The 24,479-nt window shown below is 71.1% G+C and carries 19 protein-coding genes and 1 pseudogene; 18 read left to right on the top strand and 2 right to left on the bottom strand.

Annotated elements, in window-relative coordinates:
• The first annotated feature begins 27 nt into the window (after positions 1–27).
• From ruvC to LY41_RS23250, 9 genes are all read left to right on the top strand, one after another.
• Entirely contained in the window at positions 28–663 is a 636-nt protein-coding gene (gene ruvC, locus LY41_RS23210; protein ID WP_253866615.1) for a crossover junction endodeoxyribonuclease RuvC, read from the top strand.
• Complete coding sequence (ruvA, locus tag LY41_RS23215) at positions 660–1,259, top strand: Holliday junction branch migration protein RuvA (protein ID WP_253866617.1); 600 nt, start codon at positions 660–662, stop codon at positions 1,257–1,259. Before ruvC ends, ruvA begins: the two co-directional genes overlap by 4 nt.
• A gap of 9 nt (positions 1,260–1,268) precedes the next feature.
• A complete protein-coding gene (ruvB, locus tag LY41_RS23220) occupies positions 1,269–2,384 on the top strand; it encodes a Holliday junction branch migration DNA helicase RuvB (protein ID WP_372493349.1) in 1,116 nt (371 codons plus the stop codon).
• 130 nt (positions 2,385–2,514) lie between these two features.
• The gene (yajC, locus tag LY41_RS23225) at positions 2,515–2,931 is read left to right on the top strand and encodes a preprotein translocase subunit YajC (RefSeq protein ID WP_253866621.1); all 417 of its coding nucleotides are present in this window, start codon (positions 2,515–2,517) and stop codon (positions 2,929–2,931) included.
• A gap of 210 nt (positions 2,932–3,141) precedes the next feature.
• A complete protein-coding gene (secD, locus tag LY41_RS23230; RefSeq protein WP_253866623.1) occupies positions 3,142–4,866 on the top strand; it encodes a protein translocase subunit SecD in 1,725 nt (574 codons plus the stop codon).
• Between the two features lies 1 nt (position 4,867).
• Complete coding sequence (gene secF / locus LY41_RS23235) at positions 4,868–6,253, top strand: protein translocase subunit SecF (RefSeq protein ID WP_372493350.1); 1,386 nt, start codon at positions 4,868–4,870, stop codon at positions 6,251–6,253.
• Complete coding sequence (locus tag LY41_RS23240; RefSeq protein WP_253866624.1) at positions 6,250–6,765, top strand: adenine phosphoribosyltransferase; 516 nt, start codon at positions 6,250–6,252, stop codon at positions 6,763–6,765. The genes secF and LY41_RS23240 overlap by 4 nt, the downstream gene beginning before the upstream one ends.
• A gap of 159 nt (positions 6,766–6,924) precedes the next feature.
• Complete coding sequence (locus tag LY41_RS23245) at positions 6,925–9,426, top strand: RelA/SpoT family protein (RefSeq protein ID WP_253866626.1); 2,502 nt, start codon at positions 6,925–6,927, stop codon at positions 9,424–9,426.
• Between the two features lie 30 nt (positions 9,427–9,456).
• Positions 9,457–10,230 carry an enoyl-CoA hydratase-related protein gene (locus LY41_RS23250; protein WP_253866627.1) on the top strand — a complete coding sequence of 258 codons (774 nt, stop codon included), beginning with the start codon at positions 9,457–9,459 and terminating at the stop codon, positions 10,228–10,230.
• A 209-nt stretch (positions 10,231–10,439) separates the two neighbouring features.
• On the opposite strand, the gene LY41_RS23255 is transcribed toward LY41_RS23250, so the two are convergent.
• A complete protein-coding gene (locus tag LY41_RS23255) occupies positions 10,440–11,309 on the bottom strand; it encodes a peptidylprolyl isomerase (protein ID WP_253866629.1) in 870 nt (289 codons plus the stop codon).
• A 113-nt stretch (positions 11,310–11,422) separates the two neighbouring features.
• Here LY41_RS23255 and LY41_RS23260 point away from each other — a divergent pair, with 113 nt between their 5' ends.
• Positions 11,423–12,196 (top strand): MBL fold metallo-hydrolase, encoded by a 774-nt coding sequence (locus LY41_RS23260; protein WP_253866631.1) that lies wholly within the window; start codon positions 11,423–11,425, stop codon positions 12,194–12,196.
• On the top strand, positions 12,193–12,969 hold the full coding sequence (locus tag LY41_RS23265; protein ID WP_253866633.1) for a hypothetical protein: 777 nt from the start codon (positions 12,193–12,195) through the stop codon (positions 12,967–12,969). The genes LY41_RS23260 and LY41_RS23265 overlap by 4 nt, the downstream gene beginning before the upstream one ends.
• On the opposite strand, the gene LY41_RS23270 is transcribed toward LY41_RS23265, so the two are convergent.
• Positions 12,926–14,251 carry a YibE/F family protein gene (locus LY41_RS23270; protein ID WP_253866634.1) on the bottom strand — a complete coding sequence of 442 codons (1,326 nt, stop codon included), beginning with the start codon at positions 14,249–14,251 and terminating at the stop codon, positions 12,926–12,928. The two genes, LY41_RS23265 and LY41_RS23270, sit on opposite strands and share 44 nt — an antisense overlap.
• Before the next feature lie 639 nt (positions 14,252–14,890).
• Here LY41_RS23270 and aspS point away from each other — a divergent pair.
• From aspS to ruvX, 7 genes and pseudogenes are all read left to right on the top strand, one after another.
• Entirely contained in the window at positions 14,891–16,684 is a 1,794-nt protein-coding gene (gene aspS, locus LY41_RS23275; RefSeq protein WP_253866636.1) for an aspartate--tRNA ligase, read from the top strand.
• 184 nt (positions 16,685–16,868) lie between these two features.
• A complete protein-coding gene (locus tag LY41_RS23280; protein WP_253866638.1) occupies positions 16,869–18,164 on the top strand; it encodes a phosphotransferase in 1,296 nt (431 codons plus the stop codon).
• 73 nt (positions 18,165–18,237) lie between these two features.
• Positions 18,238–19,638, top strand: coding sequence for a replication-associated recombination protein A (locus LY41_RS23285; protein WP_253866640.1), 1,401 nt, complete (start codon positions 18,238–18,240; stop codon positions 19,636–19,638).
• A 256-nt stretch (positions 19,639–19,894) separates the two neighbouring features.
• On the top strand, positions 19,895–20,299 hold the full coding sequence (locus LY41_RS23290; RefSeq protein WP_253866642.1) for a DUF948 domain-containing protein: 405 nt from the start codon (positions 19,895–19,897) through the stop codon (positions 20,297–20,299).
• Positions 20,296–20,565, top strand: a pseudogene (locus LY41_RS23295) (hypothetical protein); the annotation flags it as partial. The gene LY41_RS23290 and the pseudogene LY41_RS23295, both read left to right, overlap by 4 nt.
• 376 nt (positions 20,566–20,941) lie before the next feature.
• On the top strand, positions 20,942–23,605 hold the full coding sequence (alaS, locus tag LY41_RS23300; RefSeq protein ID WP_253866643.1) for an alanine--tRNA ligase: 2,664 nt from the start codon (positions 20,942–20,944) through the stop codon (positions 23,603–23,605).
• Entirely contained in the window at positions 23,602–24,093 is a 492-nt protein-coding gene (ruvX, locus tag LY41_RS23305) for a Holliday junction resolvase RuvX (protein WP_253866645.1), read from the top strand. The genes alaS and ruvX overlap by 4 nt, the downstream gene beginning before the upstream one ends.
• Positions 24,094–24,479: the final 386 nt, after the last annotated feature.

A 24,479-nucleotide genomic window follows, 5' to 3' on the forward strand; every position in this document is an offset into this window, starting at 1 on the left:
GATGTTCCCGAAGTTGGGGGAGGACAGGTGCGCGTGCTCGGTGTGGATCCCGGGCTGACCCGGTGCGGTCTCGGCGTGGTCGACGGTGGGCTCGGTCGGTCGGTGACGTGCGTGGCCGTCGACGTGGTGCGCACGTCCGCGGACACGGAGCTGGCGGCGCGCCTGCTGCGCATTTCCGACGCGGTCGAGCACTGGCTGGACGTCCACCGGCCCGAGGCGGTCGCCGTCGAGCGCGTGTTCAGTCAGCACAACGTCCGCACGGTGATGGGCACGGCACAGGCGGGCGGTGTGGTCGCGCTGAACGCAGCCCGCCGCGGGCTGCCCGTCGTGTTCCACACCCCGAGCGAGGTGAAGGCTGCCGTCACCGGATCGGGCAGGGCCGACAAGGCTCAGGTCACGGGCATGGTGACGCGCGTGCTCAAGCTCGAGTCGCAGCCCAAGCCCGCCGACGCCGCGGACGCGCTGGCCCTGGCGATCTGCCACCTGTGGCGGGAGCCGATGCGTGAACGCCTGGCCGAGGCGGAGGCGAAGGCCGCGCAGGTGGCGCGCGCCCACAAGGCGAAGCTCGCCGCCGCGGCGAAGGACAGGGACGCCGCGGCGAAGGACAAGGAGGCCCGGCGGACCGGGAACGGCACGAACAGCGGAAGGGACACGCGCCGGTGATCTCCTCGGTGAAAGGTGAGGTCCTGTCGATCGGCCTCGACCACGTCGTCGTCGAGGTGGGCGGGGTCGGCCTCGCGGTACAGGCCACGCCCGCGACGCTGGCCACGGTCCGCCGCGGCGAGCAGGCCCGGCTCGCGACGTCGCTGGTGGTGCGTGAGGATTCGCTGACCCTGTTCGGGTTCGCCGACACGGAAGCACGCGACCTCTTCGGTCTACTGCAGACCGTGTCGGGCATCGGCCCACGGCTGGCGCTGGCCGCGCTGGCGGTGCTGGACCCGGATCAGCTCCGCACCGCGCTGGCAGACGGCAACATCACGACGCTGACGCAGGTGCCGGGGATCGGCCGCAAGGGTGCCGAACGGCTCACACTCGAACTGCGCGACAAGGTCCTCGCGGCCGAGGCGGACGACGGGGGAGCCGGTGCCCGGCCCGATGCCGGAGCGGCGCGCGCCGAGGTCGTCGAGGCGCTCACCGGGCTCGGGTTCGCGCAGAAGCAGGCCGAACAGGCGGTGGAGAAGGTCGCGGCCGACAACGCCACCACGGACACCTCCGGCCTGTTGCGCGCCGCGCTCACCACCCTCGGCACGAAACGCTGACCGGCTGCCATGCACGATGAGGACATGACCGATTTCGGCGACGCGGGCCTCGAGGCCGGTCCGGCGGAGGGATCCGCCGACGCCGCGGCCGAGGCGGCGCTCTCGGCGTTCCCGCAGGTGGGCGATCGTGAGGTCGAGACGGCACTGCGGCCGAAACAGCTCGGCGACTTCGTCGGCCAGCCGCGGGTGCGTGAACAGCTCGAGCTCGTGCTCGAGAGCGCCCGGAAGCGTGGCGTACCGCCGGACCATGTGCTGCTGTCCGGCCCTCCGGGCCTGGGCAAGACGAGCCTGGCGATGATCGTCGCCGCCGAACTGGGCGCGGCGATCCGCGTCACCTCCGGTCCGGCACTGGAGCGGGCGGGCGACCTGGCCGCGATGCTGTCGAACCTCGCCGAGGGCGACGTGCTGTTCATCGACGAGATCCATCGCATCGCCCGGCCCGCCGAGGAGATGCTGTATCTGGCGATGGAGGACTTCCGGGTCGACGTCGTCGTCGGCAAGGGGCCGGGCGCGACGAGCATCCCGCTCGATGTCGCGCCGTTCACCCTGGTCGGCGCGACCACCCGATCGGGTGCGCTCACCGGCCCGTTGCGGGACCGGTTCGGGTTCACCGGGCAGATGGAGTTCTACAGCCCCGGCGAACTCGGCCACGTGGTCGAGCGGTCGGCCGCGCTGCTGAACATCACGATCGACGACGCGGGCCGCGCCGAGATCGCGCACCGGTCCCGGGGCACGCCGCGGATCGCCAACCGGCTGCTGCGCCGGGTCCGCGACTACGCGGAGGTCCGCGCCGACGGCCGGGCGACGCTGCCGGTGGTGCGGGCCGCGCTCGAGGTGTACGACGTCGACGAGCTCGGTCTCGACCGGCTCGACCGCGAAGTGCTCGGCGCGCTCGTGCGTTCCTTCGGCGGTGGCCCGGTCGGGGTCTCGACGCTCGCTGTGGCGGTCGGGGAGGAGCCCACGACCGTCGAAGAGGTCTGTGAGCCCTATCTCGTACGTGCGGGTATGCTCGCCCGTACCCCACGTGGCCGCGTCGCTACGGCGGCCGCCTGGGAGCACCTCGGCCTGGCGCCGCCGCCGGATGCGGCTGGGGTTGACGCCGGCGCGCCGACCCTGTTCGACTGAAACGTTGCCGGGGTGCGGTGGCAGGGGGCCGCCCTTTCGGGCGGCATGACCTGGCACACTCGAGAGAGCACATCCAGACAAACGTGGACGTACCGCCTGTGGCGGAGAGACGTCCGGCGAATGGAGAACCATGGAAGGCCTTTTGCTGCCGCTCCTGCTCATGCTCGTGCTCGCGGTCCCGCTGATCATGGGCACGCGTAAGCAGAAGAAGGCTGCGGCGCAGCAGCAGGAGCTGCAGAACAGCCTTGCTCCCGGGGACCGTGTGATGACCACGTCCGGTCTCTACGCGACGGTCGCGGACACGGCCGACGAGAGCACGATCGACCTCGAGATCGCCGACGGCGTCGTGACGACCTGGCTGCGTCAGGCCATTCGCGAGCGGATCGACCCGATGGCCGCCGACGAGGACGAGGACTCCGACGAGGAGACCGCCGACGAGTCCGCCGAGTCCGTCGAGGAGCCGGTCACGGCCACCGCGGAGTCGGCGTCCGAATCCGATTCGGCCTCCACGCCCCAGGTCGCGGAGCCGCTCGAGCACAAGAAGTAAGGCAGCGAGCCTGCGACGTCCGTCGGTTCTTCACCGGATCGGCGGGATGAATTCGCGGCTTTGCACGCAGCGTTCACGCAGCGCCGAGTAGTGTCTCGGTGCTGCGTGCGTTCGCGTTGAATCGCCCCCCATCGGTGGACCGACGCGGAGCGCTGCGTACTTTCCGGACTCATCGCAAGCCGCTGAATACCTTCGAGGAGAACCACCGACGTGGCACCACCGGCCGGGACGATCCGCCCGGGACGCTATCTGAGCTTTTTCGTCCTCATCATCGTTGCGCTCTATTCACTGGTGTTCCTCACCGGTGACGGGGAGCCGACACCGAAGCTGGGGATCGATCTTCAGGGCGGTACCCGGGTCACCTTGACCGCACGCACTCCCGACGGTCAGGAGCCGTCGCAGGAACAGCTCGACCAGGCTCGTCAGATCATCGAGACCCGTGTCAACGGGATCGGTGTCAGCGGCGCCGAGGTGGTGCTCGACGGCACCAACGTCGTCATCACGGTTCCCGGCGAGGAGGGTGAGCAGGCCAAGAACCTCGGCCGCACCGCCAAGCTCGGCTTCCGCACGGTGATCAACGCCCAGCCGGTACAGCAGGGCCAGCAAGGGCAGCAGGGCCAACAGGGGGAGCAGGGCCAGGACGGCCAGGACCAGGGCCAGCAGAACGGCCAGGACGGCCAGGACCAGCAGGACGGCCAGGGCGATTCCCCGGATGCCGAAGGCAGCCCGCAGGGCGGCGGCGGCAGTCAGCCGCAGTCCGACGAGGAGATCGCCCGCGAGATTCGCGAGGCCCAGCAGGTCCGGCAGAATCCGGCGCTCGACCCCGGCCGGAATCCGCAGCAGGGCGCGTCCCAGCAGGCCATGCAGCTGCAGCAGCAGGCGATGGCGGGCCTGACGTGTTCGGCCAACGACCCGCTGGTCGGTAACGACGACCCGGAGCGGCCGCTCGTCACGTGCAACGAGGAGGGCACCGAGAAGTACGTGCTGAGCCCGGTGTTCCTCGAGGGCACCCAGGTGGACGACGCCTCGGCCCAGTTCGACCCGCAGCAGGGCTGGCTGGTCAACCTGCAGTTCAAGAGCGAAGGGCGGGACACCTGGGCGGACTACACCGCGCAGAACACCGGCGCCAACGCTGCGTTCGTGCTCGACACCCGGGTGGTGTCGGCCCCGACGATCAACGAGCCGATCCCCAACGGCCGCACCCAGATCAGCGGCGACTTCACCGACGCGGAGGCGCAGAACCTCGCCGACATCCTCAAGTACGGTTCGCTGCCACTGTCGTTCGAGTCGTCCGACGCCACGACGGTGTCGCCGACGCTCGGCCTCGCCTCGCTCGAAGCGGGGCTGATCGCCGGCGCGATCGGTATCGCGCTCGTGTTCGTCTACTGCCTGCTCTACTACCGCATGCTCGGCGTACTGACCGTGCTGTCACTCGCGTTGTCGGCGACGATCGTCTACGGCGTATTGGTGCTGCTCGGCCGCTGGATCGGGTTCACGCTCGACCTCGCAGGCGTCGCCGGTTTCATCATCGCCATCGGTGTCACCGCGGACTCGTTCGTCGTCTACTTCGAACGGCTCAAGGACGAGATGCGTGACGGCAAGACGTTCCGGTCGGCGACTCCACGAGCGTGGGTCCGGGCGCGGCGCACGATCCTCGCCTCCGACGCGATCATGTTCCTGTGCGCGGGGGTGCTGTACGCCTTGGCCGTCGGCGAGGTCCGCGGGTTCGCGTTCACGCTCGGTATGTCCACCGTGCTCGACCTGATCGTGGTGTTCCTCGTGACGCACCCGCTGGTCGCGATGGTGTCGCGGTCGAAGAAGCTGTCCAGCCCGAAGCTGTCCGGTCTCGGCACCGTGCAGCGGCTCGGTGGTCAGCGGCGCGGCGGCGTCCACATCAGCCAGGCGAAGGCCGCGACGAACACGAAGGGGGCCTGACGTGTCCGGCAACGACAGTGCCAACACCGGCAACACCGCCGACGCCGTCGGCACCACGGCCGCCGAGACGGAGGGCTCGCCGAGCGCGAAGTCGTCGGTGTTCCAGCGTCTCTACACCGGCACCGGTGCGTTCGACATCGTCGGCCACCGCCGCCGCTGGTTCGTGGCCTTCGCGCTGCTGATCCTGGTGTGCGTGGGCTCGCTCGGGATCAAGGGCTTCAACCTGGGGATCGAGTTCGAGGGCGGCACGCAGATCCAGATGCCCGCCCAGGGCGAGGCCGGGCCGATCGACGAGGACGCGGCCAAGGACGTGGTCAGCGACGCGACCGGTGTCTCGGCCTCGGAGGCGCAGGTCGTCGGTGTCGGAGACGCGGCCGCCATCCAGGTGCGGCTGAGCTCGCTGGACTCGGGTCAGGTCGTCGACGCCAAGCGGGCGCTGTTCGACGAGTTCCGGCCGCTGGCGGCGAACGGCCAGCCCAGCGGGTCGGTGATCAGCGACAGTGCGGTGAGCGCGTCGTGGGGCGGGGAGATCTCCAAGCAGGCCCTCATCGCCCTGGCCGTGTTCCTGGTGCTGGTGACGGTCTTTTTGATCATCTACTTCGAGAAGTGGATGGCCGTCGCGGCGATCATCACGTTGGCGCACGACATCGTCGTGACGGCGGGCGTGTATTCGGTGGTCGGCTTCGAGGTGACGCCGGCGACCGTGATCGGTCTGCTGACGATCCTCGGATTCTCGCTGTACGACACGGTCGTGGTGTTCGACAAGGTCAAGGAGAACACCCGCGGGCTGCTCAACCTGACCAGGCGCACCTATGCCGAGGCCGCGAACCTGGCGCTGAACCAGACCCTGATGCGGTCGATCAACACGTCGGTCATCGCGCTGCTGCCCGTGCTCGGCCTGATGGTGATCGGCTACCTCCTGCTGGGCACCGGCACGCTGCAGGACTTGGCGCTGGTACAGCTGACCGGCATGCTCGCCGGCGTCGTCTCGTCGGTGCTGCTGGCCACGCCGCTGCTCGTGACGTTCAAGATGCGTGAGCCGAAGTACCGCGAACAGGCCGAGCGGGTGGCCGAGCGCCGTGCCGAACGGACACGTGCCGCCCGGGCCGAGGGCGCGGGCGAGGGCGTGAATCCGGACGACGACTTCGACCCGGGCGACGACACGCAGCTCGAGACCGAGCTGCGTAAGGAGAAGGCGGTCGCCGCTGCGGCGTCCGTGCCCGCTCGCACCCCGAAGGCCCGTGATCGGAGCCGTGGCGGGGACCAGCGGCCGCGCCGGTCGGGCACGCCGACCGGCAAGAGCACCCCGACCGGTAAGGGGACCCCATCAGGAAAGAGCACGCCGTCGGGCAAGGGGACTCCTACCGGAAAGAGGAAACGGTCATGAACCTCGACGAAGCGCTCGGCCTGATCTCCGAGCTGCCGGACTTTCCGGAACCGGGCGTGGTGTTCCGCGATCTGACACCGGTGTTCGGCGATCCGAAGGCGTTCGCCACCGTGATCGACGCGCTGGCCGAGGCGGTCGGCGATGTGGACCAGCTGGCGGCGGTGGAGGCTCGCGGATTCGTGCTCGCCGCGGCGGTCGCCTACGCCAAGGGCGTCGGCGTGACGCTCGTGCGCAAGGCGGGCAAGTTGCCGTCCGTCGGAGGCAGCGTCGACTACGAGCTCGAATACGGCACCGCGACGCTCGAACTGCCCGCCGACGCGATCCGGCCGGGCGAGCGGGTCGCGATCGTCGACGACATCCTCGCCACCGGCGGCACGGTCGCCGCCACCTGCTCGCTGCTCGCCGAAGCCGGCGCGGAGGTGCGTTCGGTGGCGGTGGTGCTCGAACTCGCCTCCCTCGGCGGTCGCGACCTGCTCGGTGATGTGCCGTTGCACGTACTGAAGTCCGTATGAGGCGCGCCGGATCCCACCCGGCCCTCCGGTGGTGGCGGGGTGGGATCCGGCACGCAGCCTGCCGGTGAAGCGGCTGTGAACGGCGCCGCGTGGAGGGTGTCGCCCGGGGGTCTACCCTGAGGGGACAGGCACCCGACGCGCGATGAGCTGGAGGTACGGGTGAGCCAAGAGCTCGATTCCGTGGCAGCCCGGTCGGACGACGGCGACGACCCCGCGCGTACGCAGGGCGCATCCGCAACGTCCACAGGCGAGGGCACGTCCGGTGCGGACGCGCAGCAGAGTACGCAGGCCGAACGGGACACACCGCAGCCGAACGCCGGGCACACGCCGTCGGAGACCGGCGGTGAGCAGTCCGAGTCCGGCGCCGCCTCCCGTACGTCCGCGCACCCTGCCGCCACGCGAGCTCCCTCACCGACGCGGCGGGTCCGTGCGCGGCTCGCGCGGCGGATCACCGCGCAGCGGGCCGCGCCGGTCAAACAGGTACTCGAGCCGCTGGCCGCGATCCACCGGGAACTGCACCCGAGCGCCGACCTGGGGCTGCTGCAGCGTGCCTACGACGTCGCCGAGCACCTGCACCGCGACCAGCGCCGCAAATCCGGCGACCCGTACATCACGCATCCGCTGGCCGTGGCCACGATCCTGGCCGAGCTCGGCATGGACACCACGACGCTCGTCGCGGCGCTGCTGCACGACACCGTCGAGGACACCGGGTATTCCCTCGAGCAGCTCGGCACCGACTTCGGCGACAAGGTCGCCCAGCTCGTCGACGGCGTCACCAAGCTCGACAAGGTCAAACTCGGCACGGCAGCAGAGGCCGAGACGATCCGCAAGATGGTCATCGCGATGGCTCGCGATCCGCGGGTGCTGGTGGTCAAGCTGGCCGACCGGCTGCACAACATGCGCACGATGCGGTTCCTGCCGCCGGAGAAGCAGTCCCGCAAGGCGAAGGAGACGCTCGAGGTCCTCGCCCCGCTGGCCCACCGGCTGGGCATGTCGACGGTGAAGTGGGAACTCGAGGACCTGGCGTTCGCGATCCTGCAGCCGAAGAAGTACGACGAGATCGTGCGACTGGTCGCCGACCGGGCCCCGTCCCGCGACACGTACCTGCGGGGGGTCATCGGCGAGCTGAACTCACACCTCGACGCCTCCCGAGTGGCGGCGAAGGTCGAGGGCAGGCCGAAGCACTACTACTCGATCCACCAGAAGATGATCGTCCGCGGCCGCGAGCTCGACGACATCCACGACCTGGTGGGCGTGCGGATCATGGTCGACGACGTCCGGGACTGCTACGCGGCCATGGGTGTGGTGCACGCGCTGTGGCAGCCCATGCCGGGCCGGTTCAAGGACTACATCGCCCAGCCGCGCTTCGGCGTGTACCAGTCGCTGCACACCACGGTGATCGGCCCGGACGGCAAGCCCCTCGAGGTGCAGATCCGCACCCACGAGATGCACCGCACCGCCGAATACGGCATCGCGGCGCACTGGCGGTACAAGGAGACCAAGGGCACGCACGGCGGCGGTTCGGGCAACACCGTCGACGTCGACGAGATGGCGTGGATGCGCCAGCTGCTCGACTGGCAGCGCGAGGCCGCCGATCCGGGCGAGTTCCTCGAATCGCTGCGGTACGACCTCGCCACCCGGGAGATCTTCGTGTTCACGCCGAAGGGCGACGTGATCACGCTGCCCGTCGGCTCGACGCCCGTCGACTTCGCCTACGCCGTCCACACCGAGGTCGGCCACCGCTGTATCGGCGCGCGGGTCAACGGCCGGCTCGTCGCACTGGAGCGCAAGCTCGAGAACGGTGAGGTCGTCGAAATCTTCACGTCGAAGGCGGAAGGTGCCGGGCCGAGCCGGGACTGGCTGCAGTTCGCCGGGGCGCCGAAGGCGCGCGCGAAGATCCGCCAGTGGTTCGCCAAGGAGCGCCGCGACGAGGCCGTCGAAACGGGCAAGGAGGCGATCACCAAGGAGGTCCGCAAGGTCGGGCTTCCGATCCAGCGCCTGGTGTCGGCCGATTCGATGAGTGCGGTTGCGAAGGAACTGCGCTACAACGACATCAGCGCGCTGTACGCCGCGGTGGGGGAGAGGCACACCAGTGCCCAGCACGTGGTGCAGCGGCTCACGGCCCTCATCGGCGGCGTCGAGGAGGCGGAGGAGGAACTCGCCGAACGGGCGACACCGTCCACGGTCACGCGGCGCCGTGGTTCCGGCGACGTCGGCGTGGTCGTGCCGGGCGCGAGCGACGTGTGGACCAAACTCGCCCGCTGCTGCACCCCGGTGCCGGGCGACGAGATCCTCGGCTTCGTCACCCGCGGCGGTGGGGTGAGCGTGCACCGCACCGACTGCACCAACGCCGACGATCTGCGCAGCCAGCCCGAGCGGCTGGTCGACGTCGACTGGGCTCCGTCGGAGTCGTCGGTGTTCCTCGTGGCGATCCAGGTCGAGGCACTCGACCGGCACCGCCTGCTGTCGGACGTGACGAAGGTGCTCGCCGACGAGAAGGTGAACATCCTGTCCGCGTCGGTCACCACGTCGAACGACCGGGTGGCCGTCAGCAAGTTCACGTTCGAGATGGGCGACCCGAAGCACCTCGGGCACGTGCTCAAGGTCGTGCGCAACGTCGAGGGCGTCTACGACGTGTACCGGGTCACGTCGGCCGCCTGAACCGGGCCCCGGCTTCTAGCCTTACCGTCCATGACCGACGGAATCGAGCTCACCCGCGACGGGGACGTCGCTCGCCTGACGCTGGCCAGGCCGGCCAAGATGAACGCGATCAGCTACGAGATGTGGTCGGCGATTCCCGGCCTCGTCGCCGACGTCGAGGCCGACGCGGCGGTGAAGGTGCTGGTGCTGGCGGGGGAGGGCGAGCACTTCTCGGCGGGTGCCGACATCGGGGAGTTCCGGGACCTGCGGTCGACCCCGGAGGGGGTCGCGACGTACGACAAGGCCGTGGACGCGGCCGTCGACGCACTGGCGGGGATGTCCAAGCCGAGCATCGCGATGATCCGGGGCAACTGCATCGGTGGCGGCTGTCAGCTGTCGGTGGCCTGCGATATGCGGTTCGCGGAGCCGGAGGCCCGATTCGGCATCACCCCCGCCAAGCTCGGCATCGTCTACCACTTCGAATCCACCCGGCTGCTGACCGAGCTCGTGGGACCTGCGCAGGCGCGCTATCTGTTGTTGTCGGGCAACCTCGTCGGCGCGTCGCGCGCCCGCGAGATCGGCCTCGTCACCGACGTGTTCGACGACCTGGAGGCGCAGACCGGGGAGTTCGCGGCGACGCTGTGCTCGCGGTCGCAGACGTCCGTGCGCGGCATGAACCGCATCATCGGCAAGATCGCCGCGGGCACGACCGAGCCGGATGCCGAGATCGATGCGCTACGGGACGAGGCAGCCCGCGGTGAGGACTACGCCGAGGGCGTGGCCGCCTTCCTCGAACGCCGCAGGCCCCGGTTCACGTACCGGTGAGAGCCGGCCGCGATCGCGCTCCCGGCGCTCTGTAACCCGGTTCCCCGTAACCCGGTGCCCTGTGGATCCTGCGCGTGTGGACCCGGAGCCGGTGTCAGGAGGCGACGTGTCTCCCCGGGAACGATGTGTCCCCGGGGAGACGGCCACTGCGACGCGGTGACACTGCGACGACACTGCGACGCGGTGACACTGCGACGCGGTCGGCACCGTCACTGCGAGACGGTCACGTCGGTGAAGCGGACCTCGGTGTTCGGCTTGCCACCACCGGGGGAGGGGTCCAGCGATCCGTCGTGACCGGCCTTCGCGACCTCGTCCAGGACCTTCAGGCCCTCGTCGGAGATGGTGCCGAACACGGTGTAATCCGGCGGCAGCGCCGATGCCTCGCCGTAGACCATGAAGAACTGGCTGCCGTTGGTGTCGGGACCGGCGTTGGCCATGGCGAGGATGCCGCGGCCGTAGGTCAGCTCGTCGAACGTCTCGTCGGCGAACGTGTAGCCCGGACCGCCCGCGCCCTGCCCGGTCGGGTCGCCGCACTGCAGCATCTGCAGGCCCTGCGTGCCGAGGCGGTGGCACGTGGTGTCGGTGAAGTAGTCCTGCTCGGCGAGGTGTTCGAAACTGTTGACCGCACACGGGGCGAGGGACCGGTCGAGCGTGACCGGGATGTCGCCCGCGGTGGAGGACAGCGTCATCTCGACCGTGCCCTGGGACGAGATGCCCTGCCCGTTCGGCGGGTCCACCTGCTTGGCGGCCTCGCCGCCCTCGGGGTACTCGCAGTCCGTCGGGTTCGGCAGTGGTTCGCTGCGTTCGGCAGGCTCGACACGCTGGTCGGGAATGGAGATCTCCTCCGACGGCCCCTCTTCCGATGGTGCCGCGCTCGAACTCGGTTCGCCCTGAGCGTTCGCGGCGCCCTCGTCGTCCTGACCGGTCAGAACCACGATGAGGCCGGCGGCCAGGACGACGACGCCGACGGCCGCCCCGATGCCGATGATCTTGCGTCGCTTCGCGCGTTCGGCCCTGCGAGCGAGCTGCCGTTCCAGCTTGCGCTTCGCTGCCTCCCGGCGCTGCTGGTTGGTCCCCACCTGGCCTCCTCGTTCACCCACGTGTTGGCTGGCGGCAGTCTATGGGCACGGTCTGTAAGACCCCAGTACAGGGGCCGCTAGGCTGGAGGAGTCGCGGCTGTGGAGGTGAGAACGTGCTGGTCGCAGGTTTCCCGGCCGGGACGTTCCAGGCGAACTGCTATCTGCTCGCGCCCGCCCCGGGCGGCCCGGGGGTGATCGTCGACCCCGGCGAGGACGCGATCGCATCACTCGACGGGACGGTCGCCGAGCACGGACTGACGCCCGTGGCGATCCTGGCCACGCACGGCCATCCGGATCATGTCCACGCGGCCGCCGAGGCCGCTCGCACCTATGACATTCCCGTGTGGATCCGGCCGGAGGATCATCCGCTGCTGCGGAGGCCGTGGCGCGGTCTGAACCACGACCTCGCGGCCGGACTCGGTGCCCGGCCGTGGCCCGAACCCCACACGGTGCGGGAACTGCCGGACCGCACCGGTGACTCGCACCCGGTGCTGGAGCTGGCCGGGTTGCGGATCGAGGTCCTGCACACGCCCGGCCACACCGCGGGTTCGGTCGTGTTCCGGCTCGCGACCGGCGAAGGCGGGCAGATCGCACTCACCGGGGACACGGTGATGGCGGGGTCGGCGGGCCGCAGCGATCTGCCCGGTGGAGATCCCGTGGCGTTGCGGCGGTCGCTGGCGATGCTGTCGGCGGTCCTCGACGACGACACGGTTCTGCTGCCGGGGCACGGCCCGAGTACGACCATGGGACAGGAGAAGTCGGGGAACCCGTGGCTGACGGCGCCGGGCGACGGTGGCACCGCCGAGGCCGGCGGTGCCGACGACCGGGCCGGCGTGACGCCCGGAGCGGGACGCGGACCAGCAGAGGCCGGAGAGAGGCGATCATGAGTGAACCGGAGCCGACGGACCCGGAACTTCCGGACCCGGAACCGCCGGGCGCGGCGGACGGCCGGCGTGACGCGGGAACCGGCGACGACGGCGCAGCACCGGGCCCCGGGCAGTCCGCCGAGGGCGGTACGGCCGGGCGCGCGCCGGAACCGGAGCGGATCGTCCTCTACGGCCAGGACGCGAAGCTCCGGCGTAAGCGAGCCGCCGCCGGTCTCGCGGGCGTGGTGCTGTTCGCCGCGGCGTTCGGCGGCGTGGCGGGCCTGATCGGCGGACCCGGCCCCGGCCTGGTCGTCGCCGGGATCGTCGCCGCGGCACTGGGATTCGTCGTGGTCTCCAACGCGCGGCGGCAGGTCTGGCTCGAGGGCCGGACCGTGATCATGCGCAGCTGGGGCAGCCGCCGCGTCGACCTGGTCACCGCTCCGCGGATCGAGCTCCTGCTCAGCGACGTACGCGGCTCGCGCACCGTCAGCCTGCTCGTGACGTCCGAGTCGAACAAGGCCGTGAAGATCGATCTCGCGATCTATGCCGGAACCGGTGGCCGTGAGCTCGGCATCCTGGCGTTGCGCAGGCTCGCCGACGCACTCGCCGACAACATCGAAGCCAACGGCCTCGTCTTCTCCGAGCTGCTCGTCGCGCAGCTGCGGGCCGAGGCGCGCGGTGACGCGGCGGCGGAACGGCCGCTGTATCGCATCGGCTCGCTCGCACCGCAGGGCAAACTCGCCCAGCGGTTCACGATGGAGGCCGTGAGCCGGTTCGTGGCGTCGCTGGATTGACCCGCTCCGCCGCCGCGGACTCGTCGCCTGCGGCGGCCGGACGTCCCGCAGGGGCGGCACGGTTCCCCTCCCGTGCGGTGTTCTCCTTCCCGGCGGCGTTCTGCTCCCGGACGGTGTTCTCGCCCCCGGTGGCGTTGTGCTCCCGGACTACGATGAGTGCTGCGAGGAGCGTCGTCACGGGCACGGCCGCGATGATCCCGATACTGCCGGCGAGGGTGCGCACGATCTCGGCGGCCAGTTCCTGTGAGGTCAGGACCGGGCCCAGCCCGACGTCGGACAGCGACGCCAGCAGCAGGGCAGGCAGCGCGGCGCCGGCGTAGGCCATCACCAGCGTGTTGACGGCCGAGCCGACGTGGGCACGTCCGATCCGCAGCGCCGCGCCGTACAGTTGCCGCCACGACTGGCGCGGGTTCGCCCGGTGCAACTCCCACACGGCGCTCGCCTGCGTGACCGTGACGTCGTCGAGCACGCCGAGTGCACCGATGACGATCCCCGCCAGCAACAGCCCCCGTGCGTCGATGCCGTGCCCGAGTGACCCGATCAGCGTCGAGGTGCCCTCGTCCAGGCCGGTCAGGCGCGCCGCGCCCGCGAACACCGTGGCGAGCAGGCCGATGAGCGCCAGGCTCACCATCGTCCCGAGCACCGCCGCCGACGTGCGCGCCGAGAAGCCGTGCGTCGTGTACAGCGCGACGAACATGATCAGTCCGGCACCGGCGATCGCGACGAGCAGTGGGTCGGCCCCGTGCAGGATCGACGGCAGCACGAACAGCCCGATGATCGCGGCGGTGGCGGCCAGCGCGCCGAGCGCCGCAGCGCCGCGCCACCGGCCCAGCACCACGACGGCGAGTGCGAACAGGCCTGCCAGCAGCACGAGCGGCAGACCACGTTGGAAGTCCCGCACCTGGTAGGAGGACCCGGCCTGCGGGTCGGCGCCGGTGTAGGACAGCACGACGGCATCGCCCGCGGCGAACCGCGGGTTGCCCTCGCCCGCGGGCAGGTTCTGCGTGATCGTGCGGCCCTCGGCGGGCCCGTCGGTGAGCACGATCTCGACCGTCTGGCACCGCGCGCCGTCGCCGGGGTCACCGGGGTCACCGGGGTCACCGACCTGCACCTGGCCCGCCGACAGGCACGGCCCGAGCTCCGAGGAGGCCACGTCGCCGCGGACGGGATCGCCCACCGAGTGCCCGGTGACCTCCGGCTGTCCCCACGGATACAGCAGTACGACGGCGGCCAGTGCGGCGAGTGCGAACGGGGCGAGCAGCGACGCCAGCAGGAGCCGCACCCGGCGCGACGCCGGTGCCGCAGGCTCGTGTCCGTGTCCGTGTCCGTGTCCGTGTCCGTGTCCGTGTCCGTGCGCCGGTGCGGGTGCGGGTGTCTGCCCGCGGCGACGATGCCGCTGCGGTGGTGGCTCGCCGGGACCCGCGGTCACGTCCCGGGGGTGCGGTCTCCGGGCACGGTGGCCGGTCGCGGGTTCTTCGTGGGGCGGGACCGGTTCGGGCAGGACCGGCCCGGTGTCGTCGTCCGAGAAGTCGCGGGGCACGGGGACATCCTGGCGGGCGGGCGTGGCCGGGCGGACGCCAGGGCTCCGTGCCGAAATTCCGTACGAATGTCCCGGTGTACCGGACGGGAAGCGTGGTGCGGCGGCAGTCGACGGCCGCGCGGTGAGTGCCGACGTCCGCACCGGAAGGCGCGGTGCCGATCGGGTGCCGGTGTCGATCGGGCGCCGATGCCGATCGGGTGTACGGGTCGGTCCGGCCCCGGATGTCGATGAGGTGCGCGGGGCCGGCCGGACGCGGGCGGAAAACCGGGTGCGGGCGGAAACCTGGTGCCGATCCGGTGCGGGCGGTTCGTTAACCTGGGCCGTCGGCGGTACCGCCGATCGACCCGACCCGCGTTTTCGCTTCCGAGAGGACCCTGCGCAGTGCTTCGCACTCACGACGCCGGCACCCTGCGTGCCGAGCACGTTGGCCAGACCGTCACCCTGACCGGCTGGGTGGCCAGGCGGCGCGATCACGGTGGGGTGATCTTCGTCGATCTGCGGGACGCGAGCGGCGTCGCCCAGGTCGTGTTCCGTGAGGGCGAGATGGCCGACCGCGCGCACAACCTGCGGTCCGAGTACTGCGTCGAGGTCACCGGCGAGGTGTCGACGCGCCCCGAGGGCAACGAGAACCCGGAGATCGCCACGGGCGGCATCGAGGTCTATGTCAACGACCTCGAGGTGCTGTCGGAGGCCGCGCCGCTGCCGTTCCCGGTGGACGAGCGGCTCGAGGTCGGCGAGGAGGTGCGGCTCAAGCACCGGTACCTCGACCTGCGCCGTGACGGTCAGGCCCGCAACATGCGCCTGCGCAGCGACGTCAACCGCGTCGCGCGGAACGTGCTGCACGACGAGGACTTCGTCGAGGTCGAGACGCCCACGATGACGCGGTCCACGCCCGAGGGCGCCCGCGACTTCCTCGTGCCCGCACGGTTGCGGCCGGGATCCTGGTACGCGCTGCCGCAGTCGCCCCAGCTGTTCAAGCAGCTCCTGATGGTCGGCGGGCTCGAGCGCTACTACCAGATCGCACGGTGCTACCGCGACGAGGACTTCCGCGCCGACCGGCAGCCCGAGTTCACCCAGCTCGACATCGAGATGAGCTTCGTCGAGCAGGACGACGTGATCGCGCTCGGCGAGAAGATCATCGGGCAGCTGTGGACGCTGATCGACGTCGAGCTGCCGGCGACGTTCCGCCGGATGAGCTATGCCGAAGCGATGGCCAAGTACGGCTCGGACAAGCCCGACCTGCGGTTCGGCCTCGAGCTGACCGAGCTGACCGAGTTCTTCGCGAACACCCCGTTCCGGGTGTTCCAGGCGCCCTATGTCGGCGCGGTCGTCATGCCCGGTGGGGCCGACCAGCCGCGGCGCACGCTCGACGCCTGGCAGGACTGGGCCAAGCAGCGCGGGCACAAGGGCCTCGCGTACGTGCTGGTCGGCGACGACGGAACGCTGTCCGGTCCGGTCGCGAAGAACATCTCCGAGGACGAGAAGGCCGGTCTGGCCGACGCCGTCGGGGCGAACCCCGGCGACTGCATCTTCTTCGCCGCGGGCCCGCCGAACAGCGCACGGGCCCTGCTCGGCGCCGCGCGCGGCGAGGTCGCCGAGAGCCTCGGCCTGATCGACGAGAACGCCTGGTCGTTCGTGTGGATCGTCGACGCCCCGATGTTCGAGGCCGCCGACGAGACCGACGACGTCACGGTCGGCACCGGACAGTGGGCGGCCCTGCACCACGCCTTCACCTCGCCGAAGCCCGAATGGGTCGACACGTTCGACAGCGACCCCGGCAATGCGCTGGCCTACGCCTACGACCTCGTCTGCAACGGCAACGAGATCGGCGGGGGCTCCATCCGTATCCACCGCGGGGACGTGCAGAAGCGCGTGTTCGAGGTCATGGGCATCTCGGCGGAGGATGCGCAGGAGAAGTTCGGCTTCCTGCTGGACGCGTTCCAGTACGGACCGCCGCCGCACGGCGGTATCGCGTTCGGCTGGGACCGCATCGTGATGTTGCTGGCCGGTGCCGACTCGCTGCGCGACGTCATCGCGTTCCCGAAGACCGGCGGCGGGTTCGACCCGCTGACCAGCGCGCCCGCGCCGATCACGGCCCAGCAGCGGAAGGAGGCGGGCGTCGACGCGAAGCCCGCTTCACCCGCACAGGGCGGGGACCAGCGGTCCGCCCGGTAGCAGAGCCCGGGACCGCGAGCGGCTGCCGGAGCCGGGTGCTCCGGCAGCGGCGACGCGGGCGAACTCCGCGGCCGTTCGCGACGCCGCGCCGCGTACCACGCATGGCCGAATGTCGCCGTGTGGTGCGGATTGCGGTTCCCGGATTGTGGTCACTGTTCCCGTCGCACTAGTAGGGTCGGAGCCAATGACTGTGGATACCCCTCCTGCCGACGACTCGACCGTCGGTGCGGGAGCGGACTCTCCCTCCAGCGATGCCGCCGTGGCCGCGGTGGACGCTGCCGAGGCGGTTCTCGCGCAGCGTTTCGGCAGCACGATCTCGCTGGTCGATGCCGAGGACCTCGCCGGCAGCGGCCCCGCCACCGTGGTGCGTGCCAGAGTGGCGTCGTCGCCGTTCTCGCTGCCTCGCACGCTCGTCATCAAGCACTATCCGGACGAGCCCGTCGACGGCGAGGACGACGCGTTCGCCCGTGAGGCCGCCAGCTATCAGCTGTTCACCGCGTTGTCGGCCGACGACCGCACGTGTCCGGAGATCCTCGCGCACAGTGCCGACCACCGGCTGCTCGTGATCGACGATCTCGGCCGTGCGCCGACCCTGCAGGACAAGCTGGGCGGATCCGACGCCCGTGCGGCGGAAACGGCCCTGCTGTCGTGGGCACGGTCGCTGGGGCGGATGCACTTCAACACGGCCAATCGCGAGGCCGACTTCAATGCCCTGCTGCGCAGGCTCGGCCAGTCCGGACCGGGTGCGGGGCAGCCCGAGCAGTCCGCGCCGTCCGCGTTCGACCCGGCCGAGGTGGCGGCCGAGGCGCCGGCGCTCCTGAAGGAGGAGCTCGGCATCGAGACGCCACCCGCGGTCGTCGCGGCCGCGGAGCGCGCCGCGGAGCAGGCCCGTTCGGCGGCGTTCCGCGCGTTCAGTCCGGTGGATCTGTGGCCGGACAACAACCTCGTGACCAGCGACGGGATCCGATTCCTCGACTTCGAGCGGGGACGCGTGCGCAGCGCGCTGGTCGACGCGGCGCACATGCTGGTGCCGTTCGTGTCGGGCCCGGAGCCGCTGGCCCTGCCGGCAGGCGTCAGCGAGGCGATGATCACGTCGTGGCGGGCCGAGGTGACCGACCTGTGGCCGTCACTGGCCGAGGAGGAGACGCTCGATCGGTACCTGATCGACGCCGCGCAGCTGCTCGTGTGGCAGGCGACGTGCCGGTGGCTGCTCGCGCCCGCCGGTGCGTCCGGCGACGGCGAGGTCCCCGACGACAACGCCGATCGGGACCGGATCCACCGGCGCGACCTCGGTGCCGGTGCCGCTGCCCGCGCGGCGGCGCTGGTCACCTGGTGGCGTGACCTCGCTGCGCATGCGGACCGGGCAGGCGACCCTGCCGACGGGACGGAGGTCGCCGCGCACGCGCACGCCGTCGCCCGCGCGCTCGACCTGCGCTTCGGGCCGGACCTCGAACTGCCGCTGTACCCGGCATTCCGCTGATCGGGCCGTACCCGGCCGGTGGCGACGACGCCTGCCCGTCCGGGCTGTCGGTACCGCCGATTACGGTCGGGGAGTGCAGCAAGACGAACTCTTCACGGTGAACGAGGACGTGGCGCCCCCACCGGTGTCCGACGCATCGCAGGCGGCTCCGCCGCCACCCGGTTCGCCGCTCGCCGTCCGGATGCGGCCCGCCTCGCTGGACGAAGTCGTCGGCCAACAGCACCTGCTCGGCGAAGGCGCTCCGCTGCGCAGGCTCGTCGAAGGTGCGGCGCCGGCGTCGGCGCTGCTCTACGGGCCGCCGGGGACGGGTAAGACGACACTCGCCAACCTCGTGTCCACGGCGACGGGGCGGCGGTTCGTGGCGCTGTCGGCGCTCTCGGCGGGTGTGAAGGAGGTCCGCGGGGTCATCGAGGAGGCCCGCAGGCGTCGCAAGTACAACGCCGAGGACACCGTGCTGTTCATCGACGAGGTCCACCGGTTCTCCAAGACCCAGCAGGATGCGCTGCTCGGCGCCGTCGAGGACCGCACCGTGCTGCTCGTGGCGGCCACCACGGAGAACCCGTCGTTCTCGGTCGTCTCGCCGTTGCTGTCGCGATCGCTGGTCCTGCAGTTGCGGCCGTTGACCGACGACGACGTCGGCGATCTCCTCGGCCGCGCGCTCAGCGACGAACGCGGTCTGGCGGGTCGGTTCGAGCTCACCGACGAGGCCCACGGCCACCTCGTGCGGCTCGCCTCGGGTGATGCCCGGCGCGCGCTGACCGCCCTCGAGGCCGCCGCCGACGCGGTGAGCGTCGCGGCGGCCCCCGGCGAGAGTGCCGTCATCGAGCTCGAGACGGTCGAGGCCACGGTCGACAAGGCCGCGGTGCGCTACGACCGTGACGGCGACCAGCACTACGATGTCATCAGCGCGTTCATCAAATCGATCCGAGGTTCGGACGTCGACGCCGCCGTGCACTACCTGGCGCGCATGATCGAGGCGGGGGAGGACCCGCGATTCATCGCCCGCCGCCTCGTCGTGCACGCCAGCGAGGACATCGGGATGGCCGACCCGACGGCGCTGCAGTCCGCGGTCTCGGCCGCCCACGCGGTGCAGTTCATCGGGATGCCCGAGGGCAGGCTCGCGCTGGCGCAGGCGACCGTGCACCTGGCGACCGCGCCGAAGTCCAACGCCGTCATCGCGGCCATCGACGGTGCGCTCGCCGACGTCCGCGCCGGTGGCGCGGGCACGGTGCCGCCGCACCTGCGGGACGGTCACTACGCCGGTGCGGCGACGCTCGGGCATGCGCAGGGGTACCGCTACCCGCACGACGTGCCCGAGGGCGTGCTGTCCCAGCAGTACCCACCGGACGAGCTCGTGGGCCGTGACTACTACGCGCCCACCCAGCACGGTACCGAGCGCACGCTGGCCGATCGCGTACCGCGCCTGCGGCGTACCGTCCGCGGCGAACGGGGGAACCCCGGCGACGGCCGGTGACGACCGGGGCCCGCCCACCGTCACGGCGGACGAGCGCACTGCCGTGACGGCGGACAAGCGCACTGCCGTGACGGCGGGCGAAAGCACTGCCGTGACGGCGAACGACAGCACCGTCGTGACCCCGCCCGGCGCACGGGTGCGACACGCTGGGTCACCGACAGGCAGGGCTGCCGGTCCCGGCGGGTGGGCGCACGGTAGCCTCACAGTCCCATCGACCCAAGGGACCGTCTCACCGATCCATGAATAGGGAGGGCACGTGTCGGCAGGGCAGATCGCCGCACTGGTCGCCGCGGGCGCCTTCGTGCTGTTGGTGTTGTTCTTGGTGATCGCACTGGTCAAACTCGGCCGTACGCTCGACGAGGCCACAGTCGCGATCCGCAAGGCGCACGAGAACACCGACCCGCTGTTGCACGGAGCCAGCGACACGATCACGCACGTCAATACCCAGCTGGAACGGGTCGACGGCATCACATCCAATGTGCAGACCGTGTCGGGCAACGCGTCCGCGCTGTCGTCGGTGTTCACCGCGACGCTCGGCGGTCCGCTGGTGAAGACCGCGGCGTTGTCGTACGGCATGAGCAAGGCGATCAAGGCACGCCGCGCGGCGAAGGCCGAGAACGGCAAACACTCGCTCCGGCGTGGGAGGAAGAGCAAGCGATGAAACGCCTGTTCTGGCTCGGAGTCGGCGTGGCCGCGGGGGTCACGCTGTCCCGCAAGGCCAGTGAAACCGCTCGTCAAGCCACTCCGGTGGGAGTAGCCTCGAATATGGGTGACGCCGTGCGGGAACTCGCCGGCGCCATCGGCGCATTCGGAGCCGACGTCCGCTCCGGCATGAGTGAGCGGGAGCAGGAGCTGAATCAGGTCGTGGACCGTCCGGTGACGCGGGTCCGGCCGCCGGAGCCCGGTAGGCCGGTACAGCAGGCGCGGGTGCCGTATCCGGCCCCGTACCCGGAGCCGGAGCCGCAGCCGGGCGCATCCGGACGGCCGCCGCGGCCCGAAGGCCGTCCTGCCCAGCAGAGGCGGGGCCAGGGCGGCGGGTCCACGGCCCAGCGCCGGACGCGAGCTCCGCGGGCGGAGGGCTGAAGCCGTCGGGCATCCCGCCCGTATGTGCACGCCTTCCGCCGCCCCCGGTCCGACGTCGTAGGCGGTCCACCGAACCGGATCGCCGACACCGGCGGTGCGGTTCCCCGACGGCGACAGTTCCCGATGCGGACGCCACGGTTGGACAAGCCGGAACCGGCGAGCCCTCCCTGGTGTCTGCGCCGCCCCGGAACCCGCCGCCACACTCTGCGAGGAAGCTCCAGTGGAAACACACGAAATCAGCAAACGGTTCCTCGACCACTTCGAGAACTACGGCCACACGCGCGTTCCCAGCGCGTCACTGATCCTGGACGATCCGACGTTGCTGTTCGTCAACGCCGGCATGGTCCAGTTCAAGCCGTACTTCCTGGGCGAGGTCCCTCCGCCCTACCCCCGTGCGACCAGCGTGCAGAAGTGCGTGCGCACCGGCGACATCGACGAGGTCGGCAAGACCACCCGCCACAACACGTTCTTCCAGATGGCGGGCAACTTCTCGTTCGGTGACTACTTCAAGGAAGGCGCCATCGCGCGGGCCTGGGAGCTGCTGACGTCGTCGCAGGACGCAGGCGGCCTCGGGTTCGACCCGCAACGGCTGTGGGTGACCGTCTACGAGCACGACGCCGAGGCCGCGGGCCTGTGGCGGGAGGTCACCGGCATCCCGTCCGAGCGGATCCAGGTGCGGGACGGCAAGGACAACTACTGGGACATGGGCGTGCCCGGTCCCGGCGGGCCCTGCTCCGAGATCTACTACGACCGCGGTCCGGAGTACGGCCGTGACGGTGGCCCCGTGGTCGACGAGGACCGGTACCTCGAGATCTGGAACCTCGTGTTCATGCAGGACATCCGCGGTGAGCAGAGCCCGAAGCTGGGGCACGCGCCGGTCGGGGAGCTCCCGCAGAAGAACATCGACACCGGCCTGGGCATCGAGCGGGTCGCGTTCCTGCTGCAGGGTGTCGACAACGTCTACGAGACCGACCTGGTGCGGCCGGTGATCGCGCGGGCCGAGGAGTTCTCCGGCCGCCGTTACGGTGCCGACCACACCGACGACGTGCGGTTCCGGGTCATCGCCGATCACGCCCGTTCCGGCGTGATGCTCATCGGCGACGGCGTCACACCCGGTAACGAGGCCCGCGGCTACGTGCTGCGCCGGCTGCTGCGCCGCATCATCCGTGCCGTGCGGCTGCTCGGCGTGCACGAACCGGTGCTGCCGGAGTTCGCGGCGGTCGTGCGGGACGCGATGTCGCCCTCGTACCCGGAGATCGCCCGCGACTTCGACCGCATCAGCGACGTCATGCGCCAGGAGGAGGAGACGTTCCTGGCGACGCTGACCAGCGGCTCGCGGATCTTCGATGTGGCGGCCGAGGAGACGAAGCGCTCCGGCGGGTCGATCCTGGCCGGCGACAAGGCGTTCCAGCTGCACGACACCTACGGCTTCCCGATCGACCTGACCCTCGAGATGGCGGCCGAACAGGGCCTGTCGGTCGACGAGGACGGCTTCCGCACGCTCATGGAGGAGCAGCGCCAGCGGGCGAAGGCGGACGCGGCCTCGCGCAAGACCGGCCACGGTGACCTGTCGGTCTACCGGCGGCTGCTCGAACAGCACGGCGAGACGCAGTTCCTCGGGTACACGGACATGCAGGCCACGGCCACGGTCCTCGGCCTGCTCTCGGAGGGCCAGCCCGTGTCCGTCGTCGGCGAGGGGAGCAAGGTCGAGATCGTCCTCGACCGCACCCCGTTCTACGGTGAGAGCGGTGGTCAGATCGCCGACACCGGCGTGCTGGTGGGCCACGGCGTGGAGGTCGCGATCACCGACGTCCAGAAGCTCGTGCCCGGCCTGTTCGTGCATCGCGGGGAGATCACGGGGGGCGAACTGGCCCTCGACACCGAGCTGACGGCGTCGGTCGACGCGACGCGGCGCCGGTCTATCGCGCGTTCGCACTCGGCGACCCACCTCGTGCACTCGGCGGTTCGGGGTGCCTACGGCAAGCGCGCCGCGCAGGCCGGTTCGCTGAACTCGCCCGGCCGCATGCGGTTCGACTTCACCACGGCGGGTGCCGTGTCCTCGGACGTGCTGACCGAGGTCGAGGAGGAAGTCAACGACTACCTGCAGACGAACGTCGAGGTGTCGGCCTACACGACGACGAAGGACAAGGCGCTCGAACTCGGCGCGATCGCGCTGTTCGGCGAGAAGTACGGCAACGACGTGCGGGTGGTCGACATGGGCGACTACTCGCGCGAGCTGTGCGGCGGCACCCACGTCGACCGCATCGGTGAGCTGGGCCTGGTCAAGCTCGTCTCCGACGCGTCGATCGGTTCGGGGGTGCACCGCGTCGAGGCGCTCGTGGGCACCGACGCCCTGCGGCAGGTCCGGAAGGAGCAGCTGCTCGTGTCCCAGCTGGCCGGCACGCTGAAGGTGCCCGCCGAGCAGGTCCCGGAGCGGATCGAGGACGTGCTCTCGCGCCTGCGCAGTGCGGAGAAGGAGATCGAGCAGCTCAAGACGCAGCAGGTGCTCGGTTCGGCGGGCTCGCTGGCCGACGGCGCGGAGGACGTTGCCGGCGTCTCGCTGGTCGCGCAGAAGCTCGACGGCGGCATCGATGCGGCGGGCGTGCGTGCGCTCGCGGGCGAGGTGCGCAACCGCCTCGGCTCCCGGCCGGGTGTGGTGGCCCTGTTCGCCCCGTCGGAGGACGGCAAGGTCAGCTTCGTCGTCGCCACGACGGCGGCCGCCCGCGACAAGGGCTTCGCCGCGGGCACGCTCGTCCCGTCGTTCGCCGAGGCCGTCGGCGGCCGCGGCGGCGGCAAGCCGGACATGGCCCAGGGCGGCGGCAGCAACCCGGCCGGTATCGACCAGGCGATCGCCGCGTTGCGGAACGCCCTCGCGACCGGGTGAGCGAGATGCAGCCGGACCGGCCCGGGGTCGACGACCCCGGGCCCGGTCGGCGGCTCGCCGTGGATGTCGGTTCCGTCCGGGTCGGCGTGGCGCTGAGTGATCCCGGTCCCGTGTTGGCGACTCCGCTCGTTACCCTGGCCCGGGACTCGGAGGGGAACAGCGACATCGGTGAGCTCGCCGGGCTCGCCGCCGAACACGATGTGGTCGAGGTGATCGTGGGACTCCCCAGGACGTTGGCCGACCGGCACGGCTCCGCCGCCGAGATCGCGGGGGAGTACGCGCAGCGGCTCCGCGAACGGATCGCGCTTCCGGTGCGACTGGCCGACGAGCGGTTGACGACCGTGACCGCGAGCCGGATGTTGTCCCAGCGCGGTGTCAAGGGCAAGAAGCAGCGTGCGGTGGTGGACCAGGCCGCGGCCGTGGAGATCCTGCAGGCCTGGCTCGACGCGCGCAGCTCGGCGATCGCGAGGGGGACCGGACCGGCATGACGAGCCCGTACGACGGACCCCCGCCGCGGGACCCGCGTGGTCCCCGTCCGCCCCGGCGCGGCGGCCCGGTGACCCCGCAGCCGGACGACGTCCCGCAGCCGGCGGCAGCGCAGCAGGGGGAGGCGGCGCGGCAGGAGGAGGTGCCGCGTCCGCCCGCGGCGCGCCGTCCTGCCGGTGCGCCGCCGCGCCGAGATCCGGCGCGGGACCAGGATCCACCTCCGGGTCCGCCGCCGCAACGGCCGCGACGGCAGCCACCGCCCGAGGGCGGACCCCGCCATTCGGCACCGGCTCCGCCACCCTCACCCCCGCCGCAGCCAACCTCACCGCCGTCGACCCCGCCGCCACCGTCTCGTCGGTCCGAACCACCGCGGAGGCCCCGGGACGGT

This window comes from Prauserella halophila (assembly GCF_024171895.1).
In the GTDB taxonomy this organism is placed as follows: Bacteria; Actinomycetota; Actinomycetes; order Mycobacteriales; family Pseudonocardiaceae; genus Prauserella; species Prauserella halophila.

Bases quoted from the DNA above. Each gene is read 5' to 3' on its own strand.
- ruvB (WP_372493349.1), top strand. From the start codon at position 1,269: ATGCACGATGAGGACATGACCGATTTCGGCGACGCGGGCCTCGAGGCC.
- yajC (WP_253866621.1), top strand. From the start codon at position 2,515: ATGGAAGGCCTTTTGCTGCCGCTCCTGCTCATGCTCGTGCTCGCGGTC.
- LY41_RS23240 (WP_253866624.1), top strand. From the start codon at position 6,250: ATGAACCTCGACGAAGCGCTCGGCCTGATCTCCGAGCTGCCGGACTTT.
- LY41_RS23250 (WP_253866627.1), top strand. From the start codon at position 9,457: ATGACCGACGGAATCGAGCTCACCCGCGACGGGGACGTCGCTCGCCTG.
- LY41_RS23265 (WP_253866633.1), top strand. From the start codon at position 12,193: ATGAGTGAACCGGAGCCGACGGACCCGGAACTTCCGGACCCGGAACCG.
- LY41_RS23280 (WP_253866638.1), top strand. From the start codon at position 16,869: ATGACTGTGGATACCCCTCCTGCCGACGACTCGACCGTCGGTGCGGGA.